Origin of the sequence: Photobacterium indicum (assembly GCF_003026215.1) — a bacterium.
GTDB lineage: Bacteria > Pseudomonadota > Gammaproteobacteria > Enterobacterales > Vibrionaceae > Photobacterium > Photobacterium indicum.
The window spans coordinates 87,102-113,112 of record NZ_PYOC01000009.1 but is presented as its reverse complement, the minus strand read 5'-3'; the positions used below and the strand labels follow the sequence as shown (position 1 = coordinate 113,112).

Sequence of the window (26,011 nt, the reverse complement as noted above, 5' to 3'; positions counted from 1 at the left end):
ACTTTCTTTATTGAGCAATAACAATGCACAAAATGAATAAGCTGAGTGGCTTACTTATTGTTCTGTCGTTGTTTCTTGCTGCGTAATGCTGCCTACTTCTAAAAGCGGCGCAACATTTAAATGTTCTGCATTCATCATCGAAGAGATACGCTGAACTGATGACAACAACAAAGATTGTTCCCAATCATCAAGATCTTGATATTGAGAGACAAAACTGTCTTGTAAAGGAAGAGGAGCTTTTGCGATGACCTCTATACCTTTTTCAGTTAAGTGTGCGTGTACTTTTCGTTTATCTAGCTTACTTCTTTCTCGTACCACTAGTTCTCGTTTTTCAAGACGATCTAGAATGGTAGTTGCCGTCGCCTGGCTCATATTGGTGTTATTTGAAAGCTGGCGAATAGTGACGTCTTCTCCGGAATCACGGATAGCACGCATCAAAACAAGTTGCGGTCCAGTTAAACCTGCGTCTTTATTCAGTTTTCTTGAGTGCAGGTCGATTGCTCGGATAATTTGTCGAAGGGCAATGAGAACTTCTTCGTGCTTGTCCATTTAACTCTCCAAAGATAATTGCCGCGAAAGTACAACAAACTGAACTAACATGGAAGCTTTAGTTTTTGCTCTGGACGACATTTTTTATAACTCAGATATACTTGATTAAAATAGCGACACGCTCAGAACGATTATATCGGTACATTTTACGATATTCGTTTGATATAAAAAGTTTAGTGCACTAAACGATTTTTATCTCAATGATATGTACGGCATGTATTTGTCGGTGTATTTTGAAGAGAAAATGCTTAAATATGCAAATGTTTTACTGATGCAGGGGCGTTTTTTATGCCTTGTTTTTAATATATACCCCAGTTACCTCAAGATGCAGAATTCTCGCTGAAGTGAGCCTTTATCTATCAGTATGATAGCTTTTAAACTTGAGAATAACGTGTAAGCGCTCAGACGTTGTTGTAGTTTTGAAACACACAAAATTGCCAGTACAAGCTACATTTAAGCCCAAAGGCAAGTGTATTTGCCATACTTATGTGGTGATCCTTGGGGAAATAGTAATGGCAATGATACGGCAATCATGTATTTCTTTACTTCTTAGCGCAATCATCAGCGTTAGTGTATCAGCAAATGAGCCAGTGTTAACGCCAACACCAGCTCTTCTATCTGAGCAAGGCATTAGCACACAGCAACAATTTATATCTGAGCCAGTGGTGTCGCCCGAAGCCGCATTGCAACAGCAAAAGTCGCGACTTTGGGTGAAAGAAGTTGCCGATGATCTCTCATCTATCCAATATATTGATAAACTCGCACAGCTTTATGCCTCTTTTGCTTACACTCCCATCTGGCAAGATGCATTTGCAGCCACTGAACTTGAAGAGCAATTACGTATTGTCGCTCTTTCGGGTGTTAGTTCTGACTTGTCTCGCCGCTACTCTCAACTTAATCATTACAAATTAGCGAATGATTGGCGCCAGTATGATTTATTGGCGACAGATACATTGTTAGCGTATATGAGTTATATCGAAAATTTGCCTGAATTTGGTCGTGGATGGCTATTTGGAACTGGCGTCGATGTACCATTACCGTTGCCTACCGAGATGCAAACAGGGCGCTTGCTGGATGCGATTGACAATAATCGCATGCGTTATTTTGTTACCTCGCTTAAGCCTGTAAATGATAATTACAATAAAATGATACTGGCAATGCAGACACTAGAATCATCAGAGTCTGAACATTGGCCTGGGTTCTATCAGCAGGGGATTATCCGACTGGGCGATCGCCTTAAAGATCCTGACAGTCTTATTACTATTCTTGAAAGAATGGGAGATATAACAGAATACGATGCTGATAGAATGCGGGCGTCTCAACTCCGCACACTGACTATCGAGCTTTCTCTTGGGGTTAAAACATTTCAAAAACGGCATGGATTAAAGGTCGATGGCGTTATTGGACCTAAAACGCGATACTGGCTTGCCATAACGCCAAAAGAACGTATTCGTGTTTTGGCGTTAAACGCTCAACGAGTGCGTTTATGGCCTGTAGAATATAATTCAGTGTTAATTGTAAATATTCCGGGTTATGAGCTTAATTTATGGCTTGATAATAAACATGTATTTGATAGTAAAGTGATAGTAGGTCGCCCAAGCCGGCGCACCCCTTTAATATCATCAAGGGTGAATTCAGTGGTATTTAATCCTTACTGGAATGTCCCTAAATCTATTATGCGAAAAGACATCTTGCCTAAAGCTCGTCGAGATAGAAGTTACTTGTATCGCCATAACTATGCGGTCATTCGAAGCTGGAACAGTTCAGAGCAAATTCCAATACATACGATTCATCCAAGCATGCTGTATGCAAAAACGTTCCCGTATCGATTACGTCAAAAGCCTGGCAATAAGAATGCGTTGGGTTTGTATAAGTTTAATATTCCGAACGATAATTCAATTTATCTGCATGATACTCCAGCCAAAAGCTTATTTAATAAAGATGATCGGGCATTTAGTTCTGGTTGTGTAAGGGTCGAGAATGCTGATGTTTTGGCGTTGATCTTACTCAATTATTCTGGCGTTACAGATCAGCGTTTTTATGAGCTATCTGGACGTAAGCAAACCAAGACAGTAGGGCTTCGGAATAAGGTGCAAGTACACCTCATTTATCAGACGGCTTGGGTTGATGACGGTGGGCTTGTGAACTTCCGTGATGATGTGTATTTATACGATAAAGTGAGTGGTAGTTCGCAAAGCGATCAAAAATATACATCTGCTTACAATCATTAAATTACTTATTTCTCAATAATTAGACACTGCTTTGATAAAAAAGCAGTGTTTTTTTGTCATTTTGCTATTTGACTGAACCTTACCTGAACGTTATCTTGCTTGAGCTACTTAAGTAGTACACCTTTTTATTCGTTTGATTTTGGTTTTGTTTCGATGTCTGATTTTGATTACATGCGCCGTCAGCTTTTGATTGCTGGTGGACTCACGTTAGGTGCATGTCTAGTGCCAGGTATGGCGATTGCGAGCCCTTTTAAAGCCACCAATCCGCGTAAGATTTCACTGTGTAATATTCATACTGGTGAAGATATAGATAGTGAGTTTTTTAACGGTGAAAGCTACATCAAAACTGAGTTAAAACGTATTGATAATATCTGCCGTGATTTCCGACAAAATGAAGTGGCTAAAATGGATAAACGTCTTTTTGATGCCATTACTGAAATTCAAGCAAACTTAGGTCATAAAGGCCAAGTGCGTATAATTTCAGGTTACCGCTCTCCGGCAACCAATAAGATGTTACAAAAGAAAGGTGGCGTGGCAACCAAGAGCTATCACATGAAAGGTCAAGCGATAGATTTTAACCTAGAAGGCGTGTCTTTATCTAAAGTGCGCAAAGCTGCCATCGATTTACAACTCGGTGGTGTTGGTTATTACCCTAAAAGTAATTTTGTTCATATTGATACAGGCCCCGTTCGGCGCTGGTAATATAGCCTATTCATGCTTGAGTGCGAGGGATAACTCTCTCGCTTTATACGCTTTTTTCTGATGTTATTTTCTTTGTTCTCTCAATATATTTAATGTTTCTTCGCCTCTTTAAGCCTTCGATATAACTACTCTTCATTCCCTTTTGGCAGTAACCATGGCATTCTTGCCCCTAGTTTTTATGTTATGCCAATCTCGACAAGTACTTATCAAGAATGGTATCAGTTTAGGAAAAGAGGACGTATGAGTCTCCAGTTTGAAATTGTTCCTGTTACCCCATTCCAACAGAATTGTTCTATTGTTTGGTGCGATGAAACTAAAGACGCGGCGATTGTGGATCCAGGTGGCGATATCCACCTTCTTAAAGCAAAAATTCAGCAGCTTGGTTTGGATGTGACACAACTGTTGTTGACCCATGGTCATCTCGATCATGTTGGCGGTACTGCACCATTAGCCGCTGAATTAGATGTTCCTATTATTGGTCCTCATAAAGATGATGCATTCTGGCTTGAAGGTTTACCTCGCCAGAGTGAGATGTTTGGTTTCCCGTTAACTGAAGCTTTTGCACCAACTCAGTGGCTATCTGAAGGCGATGAAATTACGATTGGTAATCAGAAGCTTCAGGTTATTCACACACCAGGCCATACCCCAGGTCATGTTATTTTGTTTAATGATGATGCAAAAGTGGCATTTGTGGGTGATGTGCTGTTTAAAGGTGGTGTAGGGCGTACAGATTTCCCTCAAGGTGATTACCAAACATTGATCGATTCCATCAAAGGCAAACTGTGGCCGCTTGGTAATGATGTGACTTTTGTTCCGGGTCATGGACCGTTGTCTACTTTTGGTAATGAGCGTGTATCTAACCCGTTTGTTGCTGATGAGATGCCATTGTACTAGGTCCAATTTAGACAAGTATCTAAAAATAAGGGGATGAGCACGTAGAATCTCCTTACTTTCGTATCAACTTTTTTTATCATGTGTTTCGCCGTGTTACTTATCCTCAATGAAAGTGTGATTACTTTCACGCTTTTCTGACAAAACATCTAGAACTAGGAATTATTCCTAATTGTTTTAGGTCGCCTTCTCAAGCCAGCCTTCTTCGTACTCTTTAAAATTCTCAACATATCTGGTTCATCATTGCTTTTGGCTTTTGTTATAGAACACTTTCCCCCGATATGTGTTCTGTTTTGAATTTGCCACCGCTGGACAAATAATAATTATTCTAGCCCTGATGATATCCAGCGATTCTGCTTACTGAATGCTACGTAATGTTCATAACATTCAGTAAGCAGGCTTATTTTGAACAAATTTGTAGAGGGTTTCACATGTTTAAATTGTTGGAACAGGTCAGAAAACCGACCTTAGATCTGCCTGTAGATGAACGCCGTAAAATGTGGTTTAAGCCATTTATTCAATCGTACTTGGTTGTATTTATTGGCTACATGGCAATGTATTTAATTCGTAAGAACTTTAACGTTGCCCAAAATGACATGATCTCTACCTATGGCCTGTCGATGACAGAGCTTGGTTTAATTGGCCTTGGTTTCTCAATTACTTACGGCATAGGTAAAACCGTTGTTTCTTATTACGCTGACGGAAAGAATACAAAACAGTTTCTTCCATTCATGTTGATTCTGTCAGGTATCGCAATGCTGGGCTTCAGTGTCAGCATGGGCGGTTCAGGTGTTAGCTTATTCTTGATGATTGCCTTTTATGGCTTAAGCGGCTTTTTCCAAAGTACGGGTGGCCCTTCAAGTTATTCTACAATCACTAAATGGACTCCGCGTAACAAGCGTGGTTCGTACCTTGGTCTGTGGAATATGTCTCACAATGTCGGTGGTGCAGCCGCTGCGGGTGTTGCATTATTTGGTTCGAATTACCTATTTGACGGCCACGTTATTGGTATGTTCATCTTCCCATCTATTATTGCGCTAGTTGTTGGCTTTATTGGTCTACGTTACGGTAATGATTCACCTGAAGCTTATGGCTTAGGCACCGCAGAAGAATTATTTGGTGAAGAGGCGAGTGCAGAAGATCTAGAAGCTGAAGAAAACCAAATGACGAAGCGCGAAATATTCATGGAATACGTGCTGAAAAATAAAGTGATTTGGCTACTTTGTTTCGCGAATATCTTCTTATACGTGGTACGTATTGGTATCGATCAATGGTCTACGGTATATGCTTATCAAGAATTGGGTTTATCGAAAGAAACTGCAATCACAGGATTTACCTTATTTGAAGTCGGTGCATTAGTTGGTACGTTAATGTGGGGTTACTTATCTGACTTGGCAAACGGTCGCCGTGCAATCGTTGCTTGTGTTTCATTAGTACTCATTATCTTTACACTTGAGTTTTACCAGAATGCAACGAACGAATACATGTACCTTGGTTCATTATTCGCTCTTGGCTTCTTAGTATTTGGTCCTCAGCTATTAATCGGTGTTGCTGCTGTAGGCTTTGTACCGAAAAAAGCAATCAGTGTAGCTGATGGTGTAAAAGGCACGTTTGCATACCTAATTGGTGATAGCTTTGCAAAATTAGGCTTAGGTATGATTGCTGATGGCACGCCTATTTTTGGTCTAACAGGTTGGAAAGGTACATTTGCTGCATTAGATACGTCAGCAGCGATCTGTATCGGGTTATTACTTTTCGTGGCAATTGCCGAAGAGAAAAAAATTCGCCGTGAAAAGCGTCTTCAACAGCAGTTAGCAACAGACGCTGCGTAATTTGAAGAATACATAAAAAGAAGCCACCTCTAACGGGTGGCTTTTTTGTATGGGTTATTTTTGTATTTAGAACAAAATGGTTACTGATAATAAAGAGCAACCAAAAATAAAACCGTGAAATATCATGTTGGTTGTTCAGTTGTCTCTTTTCTACCTTGCTTGCGATGTAGGATGGATGTAGTTTAGCCTCCTTTTTCATTTTCTTGGGTATCTTCAGATGATCAAAGTTGCATTGGTTGATGATCACATTATTGTCCGTTCAGGGTTTGCTCAACTCTTATCACTGGAAGCTGATATTGATGTTGTTGGCGAGTTTGGTTCTGCTTTAGAAGCGCGCAAAGGTTTACCGGGTTCAGACGCTAATGTGTGTATTCTTGATATCTCGATGCCTGATGAAAGTGGCCTTTCATTATTAGCCGATCTTCCTTCTGGTATATCTTGCATTATGTTAAGCGTTCATGATTCAGCGGCAATTGTAGAAAAAGCGTTAGAGTCGGGTGCGAGAGGATATTTAACCAAACGGTGTAGTCCTGACGAGCTCATACAAGCCGTTCGAACGGTGGCGAGTGGGGGCTGTTATTTAACGCCCGATCTTACAATGAAACTTGTGACTCCTAATCGTAGCCGACAGCCCATTGAGCAACTGACCAAACGTGAGCGTCAAATAGGTGAAATGTTAGCACTAGGTTTAGATGTTAAAGCTGTTGCTATTCGTCTTGGTCTAAGCCATAAAACGGTTCATGTGCACCGCGCTAATGCCATGGATAAGTTGAATGTCAAAAACAATGTAGAGCTTGCGAAATGCTTCGAGAGTGAAACTGTGTAATGCGTAATTTCGGCATCACATCCTTATGTGGCTGGTTACTGATATCTTGTAGCTGGTTTTGCTTATGGGTGCTTTCCTATTATTTCATCATGGATCCAGAGCTTGCGATTTTACTTTTTCCTTTTGCTCTGCGCCTTGGCACCGTGTTACATACCCCCAAACGTTATTGGTTGGCGGTTTACGGTGCCGAATGGTGGCTAATGGTGTCATTGGCTATTTTACTTGAACAGTCGCAATGGCTATCAGTGATTGTGGCCAGCGTGATAAGTGTGCCAATTATTTGGTTTGCACAACAATATTATTATGGCTCTCAATGGCGTCGGTTGTGCGTTATGGGCGCGGTCATTTTGTCAACGGCACTATTGAATGTATTAGTATTTAGTTCACAAATACTTAGTTTACAAATGCCTAGCTTACAGGTGCTGGGTGCACAAGACGCCGTATTGAACACTGCACCACTGTATTCATTATGGATGGTATTTCTTGTAAGCGTGACTGGCGGTCTAATGCTGGTGCCAAGCTGCTATTTAATCTGGAGCTATTTGTTCCAGAAATCGTGGGTCCCCTTAACGGTTAATCTTGTATCTAAACCCATTGAGCTAAGAAGCAGACACGTGGTTATCTATGTTGTGTTGTTTGCATTAAGTATTGCCGCTCAAGTTGGATTACCCGAAGAATTACGTCGCTTTGCGCCATTTTGTTTAGCCATACCTATTATTTTGCTCGCTTTTCGTTACGGATGGCAGGGAGCATTATTGGGTACATTACTGAACAGTGTCGCCTTAATTGCTGCCCGTAGTGGCGTGAGTAATATGGAAATAACAGACCTGTTATTATCACTTTCTGCGCAAAGTTTAACGGGAATATTGTTGGGTATGGGTATTCAACGCCAGCGTGAATTGAATCAAAAACTCAGACATGAGCTAAATCGTAATCACAATTTATCCCGTCAGTTAGTAAAAGCTGAAGAGTCTGTGCGTCGAGATATCGCCCGAGAACTGCATGATGAAATAGGGCAAAATATTACCGCTATTCGTACTCAAGCCAGCATTTTAAAGCGGGTTGAAAATACCCCTATGGGTGAGAGTTGCGCATCAACCATTGAAAGCCTGTCATTGAATATTTATGACACCACGAAAGGGTTATTAACGCAGTTACGGCCTAAAACATTAGACGACCTTGGTTTAGAAGAAGCAATTCACCAGTTAGTGCGCGAGTTAGAGTGCGAAGCCAATGGGATTTCGACAACCATTATTTGGAATGAACCGACGGATGTTGATTTAGATTTAAGCGATGCGACCAGCGTAACACTCTACCGAATTTGCCAAGAAGCATTAAATAATATGGTGAAATATGCACAAGCGACTGAAGCCAGAATCACAGTAACCTTCGAGCAAGATGTCTACTTAACCGTAAAAGATAATGGTGTGGGGTTTAAACCTGAAGAGACGTTACGTGGTTTTGGTTTACGTGGAATGAAAGAAAGGGTGCAAGCCTTAGGAGGGGAATTTACCCTTAGTAGTGATTCTGGCACCCAACAGCCCGGTACAGCATTACATGTTGTATTACCTAAGCTTTAAATCATGAACGTTCAATACGTTTCTTATGACACATTATTTATTTTCCAAATGAAGACCTGAATATATGATCGGTTTTTTAAAGTCGGAACAGCATGTACAGCCAGTGAAAGATCCAAAGCAAATTGATGAGCTTTATAAGTACTGGCGCTTTCATATTATGTTTACCATGTATGCGGGTTATGCTTTGTTTTACTTCACTCGTAAAAGCTTTAATTACGCGATGCCAGCAATGATCGCTGATTTAGGGCTCGATAAGTCAGATATTGGCTTAATGGGTACACTCTTTTATATTACTTACGGTGTTTCTAAGTTTCTATCTGGCATCGTGTCTGATCGGTCAAACCCTCGCTATTTTATGGGAATAGGATTGGTTATGACGGGTATCGTGAATATTCTTTTTGGCTTTTCTAGTTCTATCGTTATGTTCACCTTATTGTGGATGGTTAATGCGTGGTTTCAAGGGTGGGGCTGGCCCTCTTGCTCCAAATTACTGACAACCTGGTACTCCCGTTCAGAACGTGGATTTTGGTGGTCTTTATGGAATACCGCACATAATGTAGGGGGAGCGCTGATCCCTTTACTTGTGGGTGTTGTAACGCTGCATTACGGCTGGCGATATGGGTTTATTATTCCCGGTATCTTAGCGGTTTTTGTAGGACTGTTTCTTTGTTGGCGCTTGCGTGATAAACCTGTGACATTGGGGTTGCCTACTGTTGGGCATTGGCGTAATGATACGCTAGAGCTAGCGCAAGAAAATGAAGGATTAGGCTTAACTAACGCTGAAATATTGAAGAAATACGTTTTAAATAATAAGTACATTTGGTTGCTCGCTTTTAGCTATGTTCTTGTTTATATCGTGCGAACCGCTATCAATGATTGGGGTAACCTCTACCTGACTGAGCAACATCATTACAGTCTAATTACCGCGAATGCTGCTTTGTCGTTATTCGAAGTCGGTGGTTTTGTTGGTTCTTTAGTTGCTGGTTGGGGGTCAGATAAATTATTTGATGGAAACCGTGGTCCCATGAACCTGATTTTTGCCATTGGGATCTTTTTATCGGTTGCGGCTTTGTGGTTAATGCCGATGACTGGGTTTGTGCTTCAAGCGGGATGTTTCTTTGCAATTGGCTTTTTTGTTTTCGGACCTCAGATGTTGATCGGTATGGCTGCTGCAGAATGCTCACATAAAGACTCTGTAGGCGCTGCTACAGGCTTTGTTGGCCTTTTTGCTTATATGGGGGCGGCTTTAGCTGGGTATCCTCTAGCGTTAGTTATGGAGCAATACCATTGGGCTGGCTTTTTTACGGTTATTTCATGTGCCGCAGCAGTCGTCGGGTTACTGTTGTTACCGTTCTTAAAAGCACAAACGTCAGATGTAAGTGCTGCAGCTATACCCAAATATAGATAGTGTGATTAGCGAGAGTGCGCAATATATTGCCGCGTCAGACCAATAAAATCATTTATTGGTCTATCGAGTACGTCTTCTGAAATAAAAAAATCGTAACCAAGTAATTCACGGTTGTATCGCATCCTATTTGCCAACATGGCTAGCAATCCCTTCATTCTTTTACCGCTGGAAGTAATGTAATGGGTATCATCAAAAAGCATATCTTCGATTTCATGGGGTGGGGGCGTTAATTGCTTGTACGCCAATATCAATAGCCCTCGCTGCTCTATCAGTATTTCACTGGCGATCCGAGGGCAAATTGTATTTAAAAATTCGTCGTAATCTTTAATTTTCACCCCCGCCCATGGCAAGGCTTGATGCCAACCTTCTTTTGAAATAGTTGCAGGACCAATTTCGCTAATATTCTGCCACCTTGTTACCCATCCCCCCGTTGGACTATGGTATTGCAAATGCATAAAAGTAAGGGTGAAAGACAGTTCGGTATCATTAGCTTGTTTGAACGCGATGATAAGAAGTGTAATGCATATGATAAGAATAATGGCTATAGCGGCACCATTGGCTTGTGGAAATAAAAACACACCAACACCAAGCAGCATTAATGCCACAAGGCTAAATATCATCAAGTATGCCCCTGATTTAGGGACTGGTGGTTTTATATATACCGTATTCAATCGCGTTCTCTTATGTTTGAATCAGAGTTTTTAAAGTAGCCGATATCATGTATTTAGGGGTTATACGATTAAAATAACCACTTTAAATAGTATGGTGTAATCTTGGCATATCTGCCTAATCGAACCGAATCTCAATTACAGATGAAATATTCCGAGAAATAGCCTCTAAAGCAAGTAAACTATGCAACAGGTCGATTAATAGGCTGTTCATCTTCATTCTTATCGTATTAATTAACCATTTCACAATGGTTTACCCTATTTGATTATCATTTTTACAACAGAAAAACATCACAGCAGTAGGAATGATTTTGTCACTAATTGAGCGATCTTTTTGTTAAAAGTGAGAACTTCTCTTCTATTTTTGAGTAAAGTCAGGCTTTGTTGCATGTTAAATAACCGTTTGCTGGCATTCCTCTAACATACTTGGTATAACACGCGCTTACTTTTTCCCGCTGGAACAGTGGTGACTGAAAGTAGTGCAACGGAGTAGGAAATTTAATGAGAATCTCTCACAAACGTAAAGTTCAGCTTAAGTTACAAAAGCGTATTAAAGCGACTGTAGCGGTAGCAAAGCCAACAGCTGAGAAAGTTGTTGTAAAAAAAGCATCAACTGCAGAAACAGTTAAAGCTGCTGTACCAGCGTCAAAAGTTGTTGAAGAGCAAAAGCCAGTTGAAGCTACAGCACCTGCTGCGGCTCAAGTGTCTTTAACTCCAAAGCAACAACAAGTACTGGATATTGTTGTTAGCAATCCAGAAGGCCTAAATCCGAAAGGTATTGGTCTTCAGGCTGGCCAAGAAGATGCGAAAGCGGCTTCATGGGCCACTGGTGCGCTTAAAAAACTAGCTGAAGAAGGCTTAGTTGAGCGTATCCAATTAGCAGGTAATAAAGTGCTTTATAAAGCGGCTTAATTATAGCTAAACCCGCTTCTTAATTTTAAGAAGCGGGTGTCCCCATTCTTTTTCAACCTCTAAATTCCAATCTTTTTTCATTATTCTTACTTATAAGACTTTGGCATAATCCCTGTGCTTGTTATCCTTATTCGTCCCTTCTATCATGCGGCTTACCTCGTTATTTCTTGTTAATTAGAATTCTATTCATTTCCTTGTTTTATTGATTGATACCTTTAGCTATGTCACAAAAATGACTATTTTTTGTCTCTCTGCTATAACTATTGATAACGAAGTGAAATTTATCAGGTACCTAGCCATGACACTCGGAGGCAATCTTTTATGACAATGATAAGTGCTAGAGAATTTTCTGACTGGCTTCGTAATCGTTTTGCTGAAGATGAGCAAGGGGTATGTTTAACGCGCGATGATATTAATCAATTGACGGGAAGGCAGAGCTTCTCGCTTGGATTTGTTCATGATATTCATTACGAGTTAATGAGACATGGCATGGCGTTTGTTACAGATACAACACGCGAAACTTTTTATTTAGTACCTATATCAACAAAACCTTGGCGAGCACAATTAGAGACTCAGTATGAAAGGGAACTTTTTTGTAATGTGCTACCTTTAGGTAAATCTGGCTAATGTGCGCTACAGCAGTCGCATCAACAAAACGATTATAATAAAGCAGTTAGGTTATTCGTAAAAATGTAAAAAAGGCGCTGATTAGCGCCTTTTTTTATTTACCCGATTATTTAGAGTAATAGAGAGCTCTTAAAGTACTGCGGCAATACCTTTACATAATGGCAGCATGTTGTTCTTTGTCATACCAGCAACACTAATGCGGCCAGAACCAACAATGTAAATGCCAAACTCTTCTTTTAGGCGATTTACTTGGTCTTTGTTTAGACCAGAAAACGAAAACATACCATTCTGACGTTCAATAAAGCTGAAGTCAGCATCAACACCACAGTCTTTTAATGTTTGGACAAAAAGCGTGCGCATTTCTTGAATACGATCACGCATATCAGCGACTTCTTGTTCCCACTCATTACGCAATGCTTCATCATTTAGAATCTGGGTAACAATTGCAGCACCGTGCGCCGGCGGGTTCGAGTAAATAACACGAGCAATACTTTTCACTTGGCTAAATGCTGTTGCAGCTTGCTCTGCAGTCGTACCCACAAGAGTGAATGCGCCAACACGTTCGTTGTATAGACCGAAGTTTTTAGAGAAAGAGCTAGCGACTAATAGCTCTGAACATTGCTCGGCGAAAATACGCAGACCTTGTGCATCTTCTTCAACGCCCACTGCGAAGCCTTGGTATGCAAAGTCGAACATTGGCAGTAACTTTTTCTCTACACACAGCGCCGCTAGCTGGTGCCACTGAGTTTCAACAGGGTCGATACCTGTTGGGTTGTGGCAGCAACCGTGTAGTAAAACGATATCGCCTTCATTTGCGTTTGCAAGATCAGCTAAAGCGGCATCAAAATCGATATCTTTAGTTTCTGCATTGTAATAAGAGTAAGAGGCCGTTTCTAACCCTGCAGCCGCGAATACACCGATGTGGTTAGCCCATGTTGGGTTACTGATCCATACTTTCATATCGCCAAGTTGACGTTTAATGAACTCGGCAGCAACACGTAGTGCGCCTGTACCACCTGGAGCTTGTGCTGTTTGAGCACGTTTGTCTGAAATAATAGTAGCGTCAGTACCAAATAATAACTGCTGAACGGCAAGACCGTACTCTGCTGTACCAGGAATGCCTAAGTATGACTTAGTCGTTTCTTTTTCCAGCAAAATAGCTTCTGCTTTTTTTACTGTAGCAAGTACTGGCGTGTTTCCTGACTCGTCTTTATAGATACCGACACCCAAGTTAATTTTCTCTGGGCGAGCATCATTTTTAAACTCATCAGTTAAGCCAAGAATAGGGTCGGCGGGCGCTGCAGTGATTTTTTCAAACATTAGTGATCATCCATGCTAAGAAATAATTTGTTTAGTAGTCTATTTATACCCTTTGCAGTGGATTGTTGACAAGAAATTGTAACAATTTGGCGGTAAAAAAATCTGTAGCACGCCTTAGTTAGAACTTTTGCTTAACTTTTACTACATATCATCAATATTTCCCCTCTCCTTTCTTGTTGAAACTTTACCACTCAAATGGCTATTTAGCGTTCAATTCGCCGAAGAGTTACCATAAATGTAGTTATTTAACCAAAATAATTACAACTGCAACTTGTTGATGTGAGTCTGATCACGGTTGGTAGGCTAGTGTCTGTCATAGGATTGCACCCCGAAAGAAATCGTTCTAATACAATGATTTTTATCAGGTTATGTATCCAAAGTATAAAAAAGCTTTGTTTACTGTTAGATCATTACTTAAGTGAATATTAAGAGTGGTTAGATTGAAAGGAATGCTCCAATTCTCTTAAGTGATTGTCGAAAAGTAAAAGACGATCATTTAAGAGAATTGGAATTACTTTGGGAAAGAGAAATGGAAAAGCCACGCCTATCTTTTTGGCAAATATGGAATATGAGCTTTGGATTCATGGGGATTCAATTCGGTTTTGGTTTACAAAATGCCAATGTCAGTCGAATTTTCGAAACCCTTGGTGCGAGTATTGATCAAATCCCTATCCTATGGATTGCAGCACCACTTACAGGCTTACTTGTACAACCTATCATTGGTTATTTTAGTGATCGAACCTGGACGCCGCTAGGGCGTCGACGTCCATATTTCTTATTTGGTGCAATAGCATCATCGCTAGCGTTAGTCGTTATGCCGTATTCACCTTATCTTTGGGTTGCGGCTGGTATGTTGTGGATCTTAGATGCATCAATTAACGTGTCGATGGAACCGTTCCGAGCGTTAGTTGCTGATAATCTACCATCCGATCAACGTACCGAAGGCTTTGCGGTTCAAACCTTCTTTATTGGTGTGGGTTCTGTTATTGCTTCTGCAATGCCATATGTGCTGAGTAACGTATTCAATGTTGCGAATACAGCACCTGTTGGTGAAGTACCACCGTCTGTTAAAATCTCGTTCATTTGTGGCGCAGTGGTGTTCTTAGGTTCTATTTTATGGACGGTTTATCGCACCAAAGAATATTCCCCGAAAGAATTAGCTGTATTCAACGGTGAAGATATTTCGGATGTGAAAATGGCATCTGAACCCGAAGAAAAAGCAAGTATGAAAGAGATTCTGACTGATCTTCGTGCTATGCCTAAAACCATGATGCAGCTAGCCTTGGTGCAATTCTTCTCTTGGTTTGCTTTATTTGCAATGTGGATTTACACCACCTCAGCGGTAACCTCTCAAATTTTTGGTGCAACAGATAGCAGCTCTGCACTTTACAACGAAGGTGCTGACTGGGTGGGGTTATGCTTCGCGGCTTATAACGGTATTTCTGCACTGGCTGCATTTGCACTGCCGTGGCTTGCAAGACGTACAAGCCGTAAGTTTGTACATAGCCTGAGCTTAATTATTGGTGGTATCAGCTTAGCAACGGTGTCTTTAGTTGAATCACCTAATATGTTGATGCTAAACATGGTGGGTATAGGGTTAGCATGGGCAAGTATTCTATGTATGCCTTATGCAATTCTTGCTGGTGCGTTGCCTGCAAAGAAAATGGGATTCTACATGGGAGTGTTTAACTTCTTTATCGTATTACCTCAAATTCTAGCTGCTGGTATTCTGGGCTTCTTTACTCGCTGGGCCTTTAACGGTGACACTATGATGGCAATCGTCTTAGGTGGGGCATCAATGGTATTTGCAGGTATGTTGGTTGTTTTCGTGAAAGATGAAGATGAACCAAATAAAATACCGTCAGCAACCCAGCGTAGTTCAATGCTGAAGTCGCAAGCTACAACGGCTTAAATTATTTCGCTATAACACTCAAACAAGCCGACGATTCGTCGGCTTGTCTATTTCTAAGCACGTTCGGTGTTGTGAATACTCAGTTTGAGAAGCGCTGGCTCAGAATTGACTGAAGTCAGGCGCGCGTTTCTCAAGGAATGCCGAAATGGCTTCTTTTGCCTCCGGTTGTGCTAATAAATCAAACAACAGCTGATTTTCTAGTTCAATACAGGCTAATAATGGCTCGATTGATGATGCGTTTAATAAGGCTTTCGTATTGCGCATGGCATTAGGGGGAAGACTCGCTAATTGTTTGACGTAGGTTTGCGCTTTGTGGAATGGACTATCAACCACTTGATTAACGAAACCGAGGCCTTCAGCTTCGCTTGCCATCATTGGCTCACCCATCATGAGCATTGCCTTGGCTTTTCTTGTGCCAATGATTTTTTCGAGCTGAATGCTAGAAGCAAATTCAGGGCATAAGCCCAAGGGCGTAAATGGGGTCTGAAAGCGAGTGTGAGGCGAGCAAAACACAAAATCGCAATATTGGAGTAGGGTAGTTCCAATACCGATAGCTGCGCCATTCACGGCTGCTACAATGGGCTTACGGCAGTTGAGTAGGGCAACCATAAAGCGCTCAACCTGTTGGCGGCTGTCGCTATTGTTTAAAGTACCCTGAGACATGTGTAAAAAATCATGCATGTCATTACCGCTACAGAATACTTCGGTTGTGTGGGTTAATAATATTGCTCGTACGCTATCGTCGTTATTAGCCTCAATGAGTATATTCGCTAAGGTTGTGTACATGTCGATATTGAGTGCGTTTTTAGCATTAGGGCGATCAATTGAAATAGTATAAATATGTTGGTCATATTGAACGCTAATAAAGTTAGACATAGTAAGCTTCCATTCTATAATTTATTTCACCCTCACTATTTTGGCACAAATTCAAACATACGTTTAACTTTATAGTTACATCGGTAACGCTACCTCAGCCAGATATTGACGCGATCAATAAGCTGTAATGCGTTTTTCTTATCTATTAATTTGATAATTTAATCGCTGGAAGACGAGAAAGTGGTGAGGTTGTGGTGAAATCTGTTAAAATACTCGGCTACTAACTTTGCAGTGGATCATTGTGATGCTGCTGCCATTGAACTAGGACATATTTGTGACCAATAACGATATCTTGCGCCGTATTCGCTTTACCTTTGATTTTAACGACAGCAAGATGATTGAAATCTTCGGCTCTGCTGAACTTGAGGTGACGCGCGAGCAGGTCAGCAATTGGTTGAAGAAAGATGATGATTCAGATTTTGTAAAAATTCGTGATATTGAATTAGCAACTTTCTTAAATGGTTTGATCAATGTTAAGCGCGGTAAAAAAGAAGGTCCTCAAGTTGAGCCTGAAAAACGCCTAACAAATAACATGGTTTTCATGAAGCTGCGTATTGCTTTAAACCTTAAAGCTGAAGATATCATTGATATCTTGAAGTTAGTTGAGTTTGATGTAAGTAAGCATGAGCTTAGCTCGTTCTTCCGCAAGCCAGACAATAAGCACTACCGTGAATGTAAAGATCAAATTTTACGTAACTTCTTACAAGGTATTCAGCTAGATATTCGTCCAGAATCAGCTGAATAAAGAGAAAGTAAATACGTAAGTATTACAGATAAAAAGGTTACCTATTATGGGTAACCTTTTTTGTACACGTGTGTTTTGGCGACTGTTTGAATGTTCTCTTTGTTAATACCACCAATGGCGACCAGCGGTAATTTACTGGTTTTAACAACTTTGGTTAAGCTATTGATTCCCCACGCATAGACGGTGTCGGTTTTGGTTGGCGTCGGGAAGATAGCATGACCTTTTAGTGACATCCGTCTTCAACAAGATTAATGCGAATGTATTCTCGTAATACAGCTTCATCAAGATGGTAGAGCGTATCTAATAGGTTTACTTGTAAGCTACCTGGTCCTGCTGCGTCACGAGCTGCTATCTCTCCTGCAATACCCAATACAGCGGTTGCAGCTAAGCCTGTAGGCTCTCCAATAGCGGCGAATGCGCCAGTAAGAGCTGTGTGAGAGCAGCCCATCCCTGTCACATAAGGCATCATTTCATGGCCGTTGTTAAGCGCAATGGTTGCTGTTGTGGTAACAATATAATCTGTAGCACCAGAGATCACGACGCTACAGTTATTTTGTGTCGCAAGGTGGTGTGCCGCGTGAACGGCTTTATCGCTGCTATCGAGTGCATCTACGCCTTTCGATTGAGCTTGTTCGCCTGCAAGAGCAATAATTTCAGATGCATTACCACGAATAGTCAATTGATCGGCTAATGCCACAATCTGCTGTGCGGTATTAGTACGTAGCGCACTTGCCCCACAACCGACAGGATCGAGTATGACGGGCTTATTATTGGCGTTGGCTTGTTCTACTGCGTAGATCATACGAGGAATCCAGACTGAGTCTAAGGTACCAATATTGATCACTAAACTGCCTGCAAAGCCCATCATCTCAGCCATTTCTTCTTGGCTATGCGCCATGATAGGAGAGGCACCAATCGCTAGCAGAGCATTGGCGGTATTATTCATGACGACGTAATTAGTAATATTGACCACGAGTGGCTTTTGTTGGCGCAGCGTATTTAATGCATCGCAGATAGACTGCGTGTAATCGAGGTCGCACTTTTTCATGCATCCATTCCTTTTTGTTTATTACTAGCCAGTGTTTATTACCAACTAAGGCTTATTACTAACCAACAATAACACCTACAAAAAAGGCTACCAGAAGGCAGCCTTTTAATTTACGTTAGTTGCAATTTCAAATTAGAAGTTTGCAGAACGTGGTGCGCGTGGGAACGGAATTACGTCACGGATGTTTTGCATACCAGTAACGTAAGTAACCAAACGCTCAAAACCTAGACCGAAGCCTGAGTGAGGAACGGTGCCGTAACGACGTAGGTCGCGGTACCATTCGATGTGGCTTGCATCGATACCCATTTCAGCAATACGCTTATCTAGAAGATCTAAACGCTCTTCACGCTGAGAACCACCGATAATCTCACCGATGCCTGGTGCTAGAACGTCCATTGCAGCAACCGTTTTACCGTCGTCATTCATACGCATGTAGAATGCTTTGATACCTTTCGGGTAGTTTTTAACAACTACAGGTGCTTTGAAGTGCTCTTCTGCAAGGTAGCGCTCGTGCTCAGAAGACATATCAATGCCCCATTCAACATCAAACTCAAACTTACGACCAGAATCTTGTAGGATCTGGATTGCATCAGTGTAATCAACTTGTGCAAAGTCAGATGTTACAAACTGCTCTAGACGAGTGATTGCTTCTTTGTTGATACGCTGTGCAAAGAACTCAAGGTCATCACGACGTTCTTCAAGTACGGCTTTGAATACGTACTTAAGCATGTCTTCAGCCAGTTTCGCTGCGTCATCAAGATCGGCGAAAGCAACTTCAGGTTCAACCATCCAGAATTCCGCAAGGTGGCGGCTGGTGTTTGAGTTTTCAGCACGGAAAGTCGGGCCGAATGTGTATACTTTGCTTAATGCACAGGCATAAGTTTCAGCGTTCAACTGACCAGAAACTGTCAGGAATGTTTCTTTACCGAAGAAGTCTTTATCGTAATCAACTTCGCCAGCGTCCGTCATCGGAACGTTAGCCATATCAAGTGTTGATACACGGAACATCTCACCCGCACCTTCACAGTCAGACGCTGTGATAAGTGGAGCTGACATCCAGAAGAAACCTTGCTCGTGGTAGAAGCGGTGAATTGCCTGAGACAGACAGTTACGTACACGCGCTACAGCACCAATCATGTTAGTACGCGGACGTAGGTGCGCAACTTCACGAAGGTACTCAATTGAGTGACGAGTTTTCGCCATTGGGTATGTGTCTGGGTCTTCAACTAAACCTACAACTTTAACGTCAGTTGCAGCAAGCTCAAAATCTTGACCTTTAGCTGGAGACTCAACAATTTTACCTGTTACTTCAACAGAGCAACCAGTAGTTAGTTTTAGGACTTCTTCTTGATAATTATTTAACTCATTCGGGACCACGGCCTGAATCGGGTCGAAACAAGAGCCGTCATAAATGGCAAGAAAAGAGATCCCAGCTTTGGAATCACGACGTGAACGGATCCAGCCTCGAACAGTAACTTCACTGTCTACTGCTAGCTTTCCGCTTAGTACGTCTGTTACAGGCGCGTAAGTCATGTTTAAAATATTCTCCGTTAAGGCACTCATACTTCATCATTAAAGATAAGTCGTGCTTTAAAATACATTCCGAATAATCAATATTACCTTTCTTACGTCAGGCATCAAGCTTTGTTATCACTTGAAAGCGTAAATAGCGAAAGTAATCGCTCTAGACGCTATGATTGCTGCCTAATAATTGCACGAATCTCTTAATGTTGAGGTTATTGTGCGTAATTTAACCAGAAATGGTGATACTGAGGCTGGCGTCATCCAATCAGGTAGGTATAACGAGTTGCGAAATAAATATAGATAAAAAAATCAGGCAAGTATCCTTGCCTGATCATTATCATTTAAGTGGCTTAGGCTTGGTTAAGGTATTCACAGGTTTGACCGTCATTCAAAATAGTCCCTTTTGCAGGTACTGGGGGGACTTCAGGTTCTGCTGGCGGATCAACTGGTGTTTCTCCTTCTGCTGGCACTTCAGGCTCAGGTGGAGGAGGTGGTGGAATGATGACTGCTTCAGGTATGTCATCAGCGCGGACTAAGGTCACAATATCACTCCACATTTCACCTTCTTGCGTGGTGTACATTAAGGCTTCATCACTCTGCCAACGTGTTTGGTGATTAAAGGCTTTAATCGCAAAGTGCAGGCCATCAGATTCTGTGACTTTAATTCGCTCATTCATTGAACCATCAAGTGCTTGATAATAAAGGGTGCCATCATCTTCAATTTGCCACCTGATTTCGAAGTTAAAACCACAACCATCAGTATCGCCGTATGAACCTTTGAAGTAGTCACCGTCAAAATTGTCTGTGAGTTTTAAATACCGTGAACTATCACTAGCAAACGTTAAAGCAAGGTCATCGCCGGTAACACCAGCATCATTAAGCAACATATTTTCTGTAAAACGAGTGGTCTTTTGCTCCCAGCTAACAAGGCAGGCTGCTGTTTGCGTTGTGTATTGAGTCAGTGATTGTTTGGTGATTGGGGCTATGGTGTCAAAGCTCCAACCAGAATCATTGGTATCACAGGCTAAAAGCTGATCGGGTGCGTATTCTTTTACTATTTTAGAATAAACCGTTTTAGAGGGGGACCCGACACCGTCATCGTTAATTGAATAGGCCTTTATCACATGTAATTTATCGTTTAGAGCGCGGTTCGTTCTTGCCCAATAATCGAAATCTTCATCACTGGCTGGTGATGTCCAATCCATACGTAAATAGCCATCGTCTGTTAAAGACCATGTTCTGGCAATGTCTTCTTTAACGCTATTTTTGTAAAATTCCCAATTATTATTTTCCTTTAAAATGATGGTACTTATTTCACCTTCAGAAGTGATTTGAACAATATGTTGATCGATTAATTCGCTAATGGTTTGAGTATTAAAACGATCATCGCCACCACATTCAGTCACAGCATTAAGGTATTTATCTTCATTCGCATTAGATGTATTGCCATAATCACACAGACCAAAACTTGGAAGGTTGTCTCGTGTCGCTAGGGCAAAGATTTGTTCCTTAGCTGCAACGTTAAATGCTGAAAAATGAGATTGTTCACCATCGAGGAGTGTTTCACCGATATTGATGTAATTCTTATCATTCACTAAGAACAGTTGGCGTGTATCGAAGTCATAACTTGCATCAAGTTGGGTAATAAGATTGGGGACCTCGAAGCGAATGAGCTCTTTACCAAATGTATTGACTGAGCCCCATGTACCTTCGGCTTGAACTTGCCAATTATCACCTGCAATCTTGTACCAGTAAAAGACGGTATTGAACTCATTACTAATAAATTCAGCCACGATATTATCTGAGATTTTAAAACCATTAACGTTTAAGAATGTTTCGCTAGGCTCGTTGGTAAAGATATCGTCAAGGTCTGTGTAATAAAGAAGCGGGGCGATGATAGGTGCAACACGGCAATCAGCAACATCATTTCGGTTATTACATAATAGGTGTTGGTCTGTTTGAGGCTTCCATGTGAAATAAAAGCCGTATGCACCCTCTTCAAACACGCCATCTTCTTTTATGTATTTAGTCAGTCGATGATTCTCTTCTGTCGCTAAGTAGTCATACATTTTTTTATCAGTTAGCGAGTAAGCATTAACTTCAAGTGTCAGCCCTTTATCATCATCGTTATTGAGTGCTGCATTGGTCAAAATAGCGGTTCTTGGTGTAATAAACAGCACTTGTAAATAATCGTACAGCCCAACCCAACCTTCAGTGGTAAGAATTTGCTCCGTAATATCATTGTCACTGAATGCGGTTGTGCCGCTGAAATAGGTGAAATATTCATTCAATGCGATGTCTGCATCATCATTTTTCTCCCACTTATATTGAGCGGTTATGCTCTCTTGTCCGTCATAAGAGGTATGGTCGGCATTGATGTTATTACCATCGTTAGATGCTTGACTTTTTAGCTGCCAGAATCCTTCCGTTAAAATCGCTTGTACGTCTGAAATTGCGCTAGTTTGCTCAGTATATTTACGTTCAATTAAGCCTGATGTCATTGCTTTAACAAGGGTTAATGACATCATCTCTTCAACGGTTATTCCCCTTAAGCCAATTTGAGAAACTAAAATATTGTTGAGTTCGGCACCTATTTCATCAAACATTTCTGTGGCAGTGCGTAATTCGATAAAGCCAGGATCAGAAACGACCTCACTAAATATTCCCCAATCTTCATCATTAACTACTTTTTGTGCAACAGATAAGTAGGCAAGTGTTGAGCTGAGCGTGACAGCAACATCGGTAGAGAGGAGTGGCGCAATAAAGACATTATCAGGCAGTGCTTCACCAATGGTAAAATCAGGGGTATTGAAGCGGCTAACAAGAACAACAGCATTGAAACGTGTAAGCGTATCGGCATCGATAATATACGTTCCTACTGGGTCTTCATCCCAATGGGTTATATCAGCTTGTCGATAGATTTTACCTTCAGCATCAATCAGAACAATAGCAAAATTACGTTCACTAAGACTCGTGAGTGCATCGGCATAGGCACTATTTATGATATCAGGCGTTGATTGATAGGCTGTGTTAACACCAATCGGTACATCGACACTGATATTGAAGCGGGTAGATATTGGTGCTTGTTCTGTAGGTGCTGCTGCAACAGGATCTTCAGGTCCTCCGCCGCCACAGGCTTGTAATAAACCCAATGCCACAGCACAGAGTAATAGACTCAGATAATTGCGCATGCTGACTTCCCTAATTGGTAAATTTTTATGTGTCTTTATTTTTGCTGAGTATAGATATAGGGGAATTATTTTGTGTAAAAGGAGAGAGTCGATCTTGGCTATGGAACGAATTCTAATATTTGAGATTATTGTGAGACAGGTAGTGAGAAGCGGGTTTACGATCTGGCTGATGATGTTTTTTAAAGAAAAACGGTGCCTCATTATGAGCCACCGTTCTTCTTAATATGCAGTAATTGTGATACTTGGCGATCGTTGTAGACAAAAATATAAACGTCAGAATTTAAGCAATAGCTAAATATTTGTGTGTCTGAATAGACAACCGCCAGTTACGTTTAATGCAGGTTTCGATACATAAATCCGTTGCTCTCGGTTTCTGACTGATCGGCTGCAGGGCGATGGTCACGTTTTGTTTTAATGTTACACCGTCAATAAGTGCATCAAGCTGTTCAATGTCTTTACTTGTGCCAACAGGGTGCTTGATTTCATCGGCACGTGAAAGTGCTGAAGCTAAAACGGGCAGCTTCGCTTTCATATTGATTTTAGGGGAAACCGTCACCCATGTGTTTTCAGTTGCCAGAACCTCAGATGTACCACTGGTTTCTATCTGGCAGTTAAATCCAGCAGTTTCTAATGCTGCAGTTAATGGCACAAGGTCATAAATGCAAGGTTCGCCACCAGTAATAACCACATGCCTTGCTGTGTAGCCTTGATCTTGCAGTAACGTGACAATGCCTTGGGCGTCAATATTCGTCCAAAGAGGGGAGTCCCCTTTTTTTGCCATGATGTCATCTAACGATGCGTAATCAGTTGGTTCTGCATCCCATGTTTGCTTGGTATCACACCATGAGCAACCAACAGGACAAACCTGTAAACGAACAAATATCGCAGGAACACCAGTGAAAGTACCTTCACCCTGAATTGTCTCGAAGACTTCATTTATCTTGTACACCGTATAACCTCATGGCGAATCAGAATTGTGATGAAGGATTCTGATTCAAAAAAATATAAATTTCATTTTCAAAATTAAATGTGCAAAACACATAAGCGGGGCATTATGTCAGAACAAAAAGTGCTTGTCTTTACTCATTCCTCGTGACTTGTATCACGTACTGAGAAGAATAGTCTTCACAATTAGTTCGCAAAGTAAAAAAATTAGTTCGCAACGAAAAATAATGTTATTTTTTGTTTTTTTAAAGTATCGATTTTTTATTTTTAGACGGGAGTAATGGCATGTATGTCGCTCAGCCTGGACATATTGACCACATTAAACGTAATAATGCCGGCAGCGTGTACAAACTCATCGATTTATTTGGGCCTATTTCGCGAATTGAATTATCTAAACGAAGTCTGTTAGCACCTGCAAGTATTACAAAGATTACGCGTGAGTTGATAGATGCGCATTTAATCAAAGAAACGCAGTACCAAGAAAAATTAAGTCGTGGTCGTCCTGCGATTGGTTTAGTGCCTGCTAATGAAGGCTGGCAATTTTTATCAATGCGATTGGGGCGTGGTTATTTAACCATTGCTTTGCATGAATTAGGTGGCGATATCTTGGTGGAAGAACGCCAAGATATTGAAGAACTGCAGCAAGATGCTGTTATTGATAAACTACTTAGTGAAATAAACGTATTTTTTGCTAACCATGTCAGTGAATTAGATCGAATTACCGCAATTGCTTTAACATTGCCAGGCTTGGTGAATTCACAAGAAGGTATTGTTTTACAGATGCCACATTACGATGTGAAAAATTTGGCGTTGGGTCCGACTATTCATGAAGCGACGGGGTTACCAGTATTTATTGGTAACGATACCCGATCTTGGGCGCTGGCTGAGAAGTTATTTGGTAACTCCCAAGGTGTTGCCAACTCCATTTTAGTGTCGATTCATAATGGTGTTGGTGCTGGTATTATTTTAGATGACAAAGTATTACAAGGCAAAACGGGTAATGTTGGTGAGTTAGGGCACATTCAAATTAAGCCTTATGGCAAACGCTGTTTCTGTGGTAATCACGGTTGTTTAGAGACTGTTGCTAGCTTAAAAGCGATTTTAGAACAAGTTGAACTGCGATTAAAAGAAGGTCACCCTTCTTGTTTGCATGGCACAACACTTACAATTGAAAGTATTTGTGATGCAGCAGTTGCTGGAGACACGTTAGCGCGTCAGATTATTATTGAACTGGGCCATCATCTTGGGCAAGCTATTGCGATTATGGTGAACTTATTTAACCCAGATAAAATCTTAATCGGAGGGGAGTTTAATCGTGCGAAAAGCGTGTTATACCCTGCGATATTAGAGTGTATTCGTAATCAATCTTTACCTGTTTATAATCGTGATTTAATTGTTGAAGAAAGTTGTTTTTATACACAAGCGACGATGCCTGGTGCTGCTCTGGTTAAACAAGCAATGTATGACGGCCACTTATTAATGAAGTTAGTTGATGGTTAGGCGTTTGTACCCAAAATAGAAAACGCAGTGAATAACTGCGTTTTTTTATTTGAATATACAAATAAAAAGTAGGTTTTATCTTTTTTTCAATTCTTCTTCAATCACAGTATGAAGAAAAGACATGGCGGCACGATTATCAACTCTGCTCATGAACCATTGTTTTTGATTTGTCTCGAGAGGTAATATTTCTAACCATCGCTGGCATACCCAGGTCATGTCATTGAAATCAGGTTCTTGATAGTACTCACCATGTTCAGGGTACTCCTTAAAAAGGGTTTTTAAGCTATTAGCTATATCGCGGTCAACAAATTTAATGTCGGATTTTGACCAATTTTCTAACATAGTTACCTCGCCGAGAATTAAACCATCCTCTTCTTCCCAGTGGTCGTTAATTATAAATTTTTCAACACCTTTGATAGTGATACCAAGTAACCCATCAGGAAGCGCTTCAAAATCTGTAATGATGACACGAGTACCAAAATGGCAAAGCGTTTCATTATTTTTCATGCACAAGCCAAAACCGTTATTGCAAGCCATCGCAAGCTTCACTAAACGTATGTAGCGTGGTTCGAAAATCCTAAGCTTACTGATACCACCTGGTAACAAATACATTTGCATAGGAAAAAGGGGCAGTTGTATCATCGGTCACCCTTACTGTCGTTATACCTGTATTACGTATGATGTTTCTTTAACGATCAGTATTCAGTATAAGCAGACAAATATA

The 26,011-nt window shown here is 41.0% G+C and carries 22 protein-coding genes; 12 read left to right on the top strand and 10 right to left on the bottom strand.

The genetic code is table 11. From position 1 onward, the window contains the following. Positions 1 to 54 precede the first annotated feature (54 nt). Entirely contained in the window at positions 55 to 549 is a 495-nt protein-coding gene (locus tag C9J47_RS20170; protein WP_107255104.1) for a MarR family winged helix-turn-helix transcriptional regulator, read from the bottom strand. Positions 550 to 1,061: 512 nt separating this feature from the next. On the opposite strand from C9J47_RS20170, the gene C9J47_RS20165 reads away from it, so the two are divergent. The 7 genes from C9J47_RS20165 to uhpC all read left to right on the top strand — a co-directional run bounded on the left by C9J47_RS20165 (position 1,062) and on the right by uhpC (position 10,019). Then, positions 1,062 to 2,780: a L,D-transpeptidase family protein gene (locus C9J47_RS20165; RefSeq protein ID WP_107255103.1), complete on the top strand. Its 1,719-nt coding sequence runs from the start codon at positions 1,062 to 1,064 to the stop codon at positions 2,778 to 2,780. Between the two features lie 153 nt (positions 2,781 to 2,933). Continuing rightward, positions 2,934 to 3,482 carry a peptidoglycan L,D-endopeptidase MepK gene (mepK, locus tag C9J47_RS20160; protein WP_107255102.1) on the top strand — a complete coding sequence of 183 codons (549 nt, stop codon included), beginning with the start codon at positions 2,934 to 2,936 and terminating at the stop codon, positions 3,480 to 3,482. 240 nt (positions 3,483 to 3,722) lie between these two features. Further along, positions 3,723 to 4,376 (top strand): MBL fold metallo-hydrolase, encoded by a 654-nt coding sequence (locus tag C9J47_RS20155; RefSeq protein ID WP_107255101.1) that lies wholly within the window; start codon positions 3,723 to 3,725, stop codon positions 4,374 to 4,376. A 428-nt stretch (positions 4,377 to 4,804) separates the two neighbouring features. Then, a complete protein-coding gene (uhpT, locus tag C9J47_RS20150) occupies positions 4,805 to 6,205 on the top strand; it encodes a hexose-6-phosphate:phosphate antiporter (protein ID WP_107255100.1) in 1,401 nt (466 codons plus the stop codon). A 217-nt stretch (positions 6,206 to 6,422) separates the two neighbouring features. After that, positions 6,423 to 7,031, top strand: coding sequence for a response regulator transcription factor UhpA (gene uhpA / locus C9J47_RS20145; protein ID WP_107255099.1), 609 nt, complete (start codon positions 6,423 to 6,425; stop codon positions 7,029 to 7,031). Continuing rightward, positions 7,031 to 8,611, top strand: a complete 1,581-nt coding sequence (uhpB, locus tag C9J47_RS20140) for a signal transduction histidine-protein kinase/phosphatase UhpB (RefSeq protein WP_107255098.1) — start codon at positions 7,031 to 7,033, stop codon at positions 8,609 to 8,611. The genes uhpA and uhpB overlap by 1 nt, the downstream gene beginning before the upstream one ends. A gap of 64 nt (positions 8,612 to 8,675) precedes the next feature. Further along, positions 8,676 to 10,019 carry an MFS transporter gene (uhpC, locus tag C9J47_RS20135; protein ID WP_107255097.1) on the top strand — a complete coding sequence of 448 codons (1,344 nt, stop codon included), beginning with the start codon at positions 8,676 to 8,678 and terminating at the stop codon, positions 10,017 to 10,019. A gap of 5 nt (positions 10,020 to 10,024) precedes the next feature. Here the strand turns inward: uhpC and C9J47_RS20130 are convergent, their stop codons facing one another. Beyond that, positions 10,025 to 10,690, bottom strand: a complete 666-nt coding sequence (locus tag C9J47_RS20130; RefSeq protein ID WP_245903550.1) for a DUF2982 domain-containing protein — start codon at positions 10,688 to 10,690, stop codon at positions 10,025 to 10,027. A gap of 498 nt (positions 10,691 to 11,188) precedes the next feature. Here C9J47_RS20130 and C9J47_RS20125 point away from each other — a divergent pair, with 498 nt between their 5' ends. Together C9J47_RS20125 and C9J47_RS20120 are read left to right on the top strand one after the other, a co-directional pair. Continuing rightward, positions 11,189 to 11,599, top strand: a complete 411-nt coding sequence (locus C9J47_RS20125; RefSeq protein ID WP_107242722.1) for a MarR family transcriptional regulator — start codon at positions 11,189 to 11,191, stop codon at positions 11,597 to 11,599. 321 nt (positions 11,600 to 11,920) lie between these two features. Continuing rightward, positions 11,921 to 12,226 carry a hypothetical protein gene (locus tag C9J47_RS20120; RefSeq protein ID WP_006233675.1) on the top strand — a complete coding sequence of 102 codons (306 nt, stop codon included), beginning with the start codon at positions 11,921 to 11,923 and terminating at the stop codon, positions 12,224 to 12,226. Positions 12,227 to 12,355: 129 nt separating this feature from the next. Here C9J47_RS20120 and C9J47_RS20115 read toward each other — a convergent pair whose 3' ends face one another. After that, complete coding sequence (locus C9J47_RS20115; protein ID WP_107255095.1) at positions 12,356 to 13,546, bottom strand: amino acid aminotransferase; 1,191 nt, start codon at positions 13,544 to 13,546, stop codon at positions 12,356 to 12,358. A 529-nt stretch (positions 13,547 to 14,075) separates the two neighbouring features. On the opposite strand from C9J47_RS20115, the gene C9J47_RS20110 reads away from it, so the two are divergent. Beyond that, positions 14,076 to 15,458: an MFS transporter gene (locus C9J47_RS20110; protein WP_107255094.1), complete on the top strand. Its 1,383-nt coding sequence runs from the start codon at positions 14,076 to 14,078 to the stop codon at positions 15,456 to 15,458. Positions 15,459 to 15,557: 99 nt separating this feature from the next. Here C9J47_RS20110 and C9J47_RS20105 read toward each other — a convergent pair whose 3' ends face one another. Then, a complete protein-coding gene (locus C9J47_RS20105; RefSeq protein WP_107255093.1) occupies positions 15,558 to 16,334 on the bottom strand; it encodes an enoyl-CoA hydratase in 777 nt (258 codons plus the stop codon). A gap of 274 nt (positions 16,335 to 16,608) precedes the next feature. On the opposite strand from C9J47_RS20105, the gene C9J47_RS20100 reads away from it, so the two are divergent. Continuing rightward, positions 16,609 to 17,079: a YehS family protein gene (locus C9J47_RS20100; protein ID WP_107255092.1), complete on the top strand. Its 471-nt coding sequence runs from the start codon at positions 16,609 to 16,611 to the stop codon at positions 17,077 to 17,079. 44 nt (positions 17,080 to 17,123) lie between these two features. Here the strand turns inward: C9J47_RS20100 and C9J47_RS20095 are convergent, their stop codons facing one another. The 5 genes from C9J47_RS20095 to queE all read right to left on the bottom strand — a co-directional run bounded on the left by C9J47_RS20095 (position 17,124) and on the right by queE (position 23,791). Then, complete coding sequence (locus C9J47_RS20095; protein WP_425440611.1) at positions 17,124 to 17,312, bottom strand: thiamine phosphate synthase; 189 nt, start codon at positions 17,310 to 17,312, stop codon at positions 17,124 to 17,126. Further along, on the bottom strand, positions 17,303 to 18,127 hold the full coding sequence (thiM, locus tag C9J47_RS20090; protein WP_107255091.1) for a hydroxyethylthiazole kinase: 825 nt from the start codon (positions 18,125 to 18,127) through the stop codon (positions 17,303 to 17,305). Before thiM ends, C9J47_RS20095 begins: the two co-directional genes overlap by 10 nt. Before the next feature lie 132 nt (positions 18,128 to 18,259). Next, a complete protein-coding gene (gene asnS, locus C9J47_RS20085; RefSeq protein ID WP_107255171.1) occupies positions 18,260 to 19,660 on the bottom strand; it encodes an asparagine--tRNA ligase in 1,401 nt (466 codons plus the stop codon). Positions 19,661 to 20,001: 341 nt separating this feature from the next. Then, positions 20,002 to 22,842, bottom strand: coding sequence for a hydrogenase expression protein HypA (locus C9J47_RS20080; RefSeq protein WP_107255090.1), 2,841 nt, complete (start codon positions 22,840 to 22,842; stop codon positions 20,002 to 20,004). A 280-nt stretch (positions 22,843 to 23,122) separates the two neighbouring features. Then, the gene (queE, locus tag C9J47_RS20075; RefSeq protein WP_107255089.1) at positions 23,123 to 23,791 is read right to left on the bottom strand and encodes a 7-carboxy-7-deazaguanine synthase QueE; all 669 of its coding nucleotides are present in this window, start codon (positions 23,789 to 23,791) and stop codon (positions 23,123 to 23,125) included. Between the two features lie 281 nt (positions 23,792 to 24,072). On the opposite strand from queE, the gene mlc reads away from it, so the two are divergent. Then, the gene (gene mlc, locus C9J47_RS20070) at positions 24,073 to 25,287 is read left to right on the top strand and encodes a sugar metabolism global transcriptional regulator Mlc (protein WP_107255088.1); all 1,215 of its coding nucleotides are present in this window, start codon (positions 24,073 to 24,075) and stop codon (positions 25,285 to 25,287) included. Between the two features lie 75 nt (positions 25,288 to 25,362). On the opposite strand, the gene C9J47_RS20065 is transcribed toward mlc, so the two are convergent. Continuing rightward, entirely contained in the window at positions 25,363 to 25,926 is a 564-nt protein-coding gene (locus C9J47_RS20065) for an LON peptidase substrate-binding domain-containing protein (RefSeq protein ID WP_107255170.1), read from the bottom strand. Positions 25,927 to 26,011: the final 85 nt, after the last annotated feature.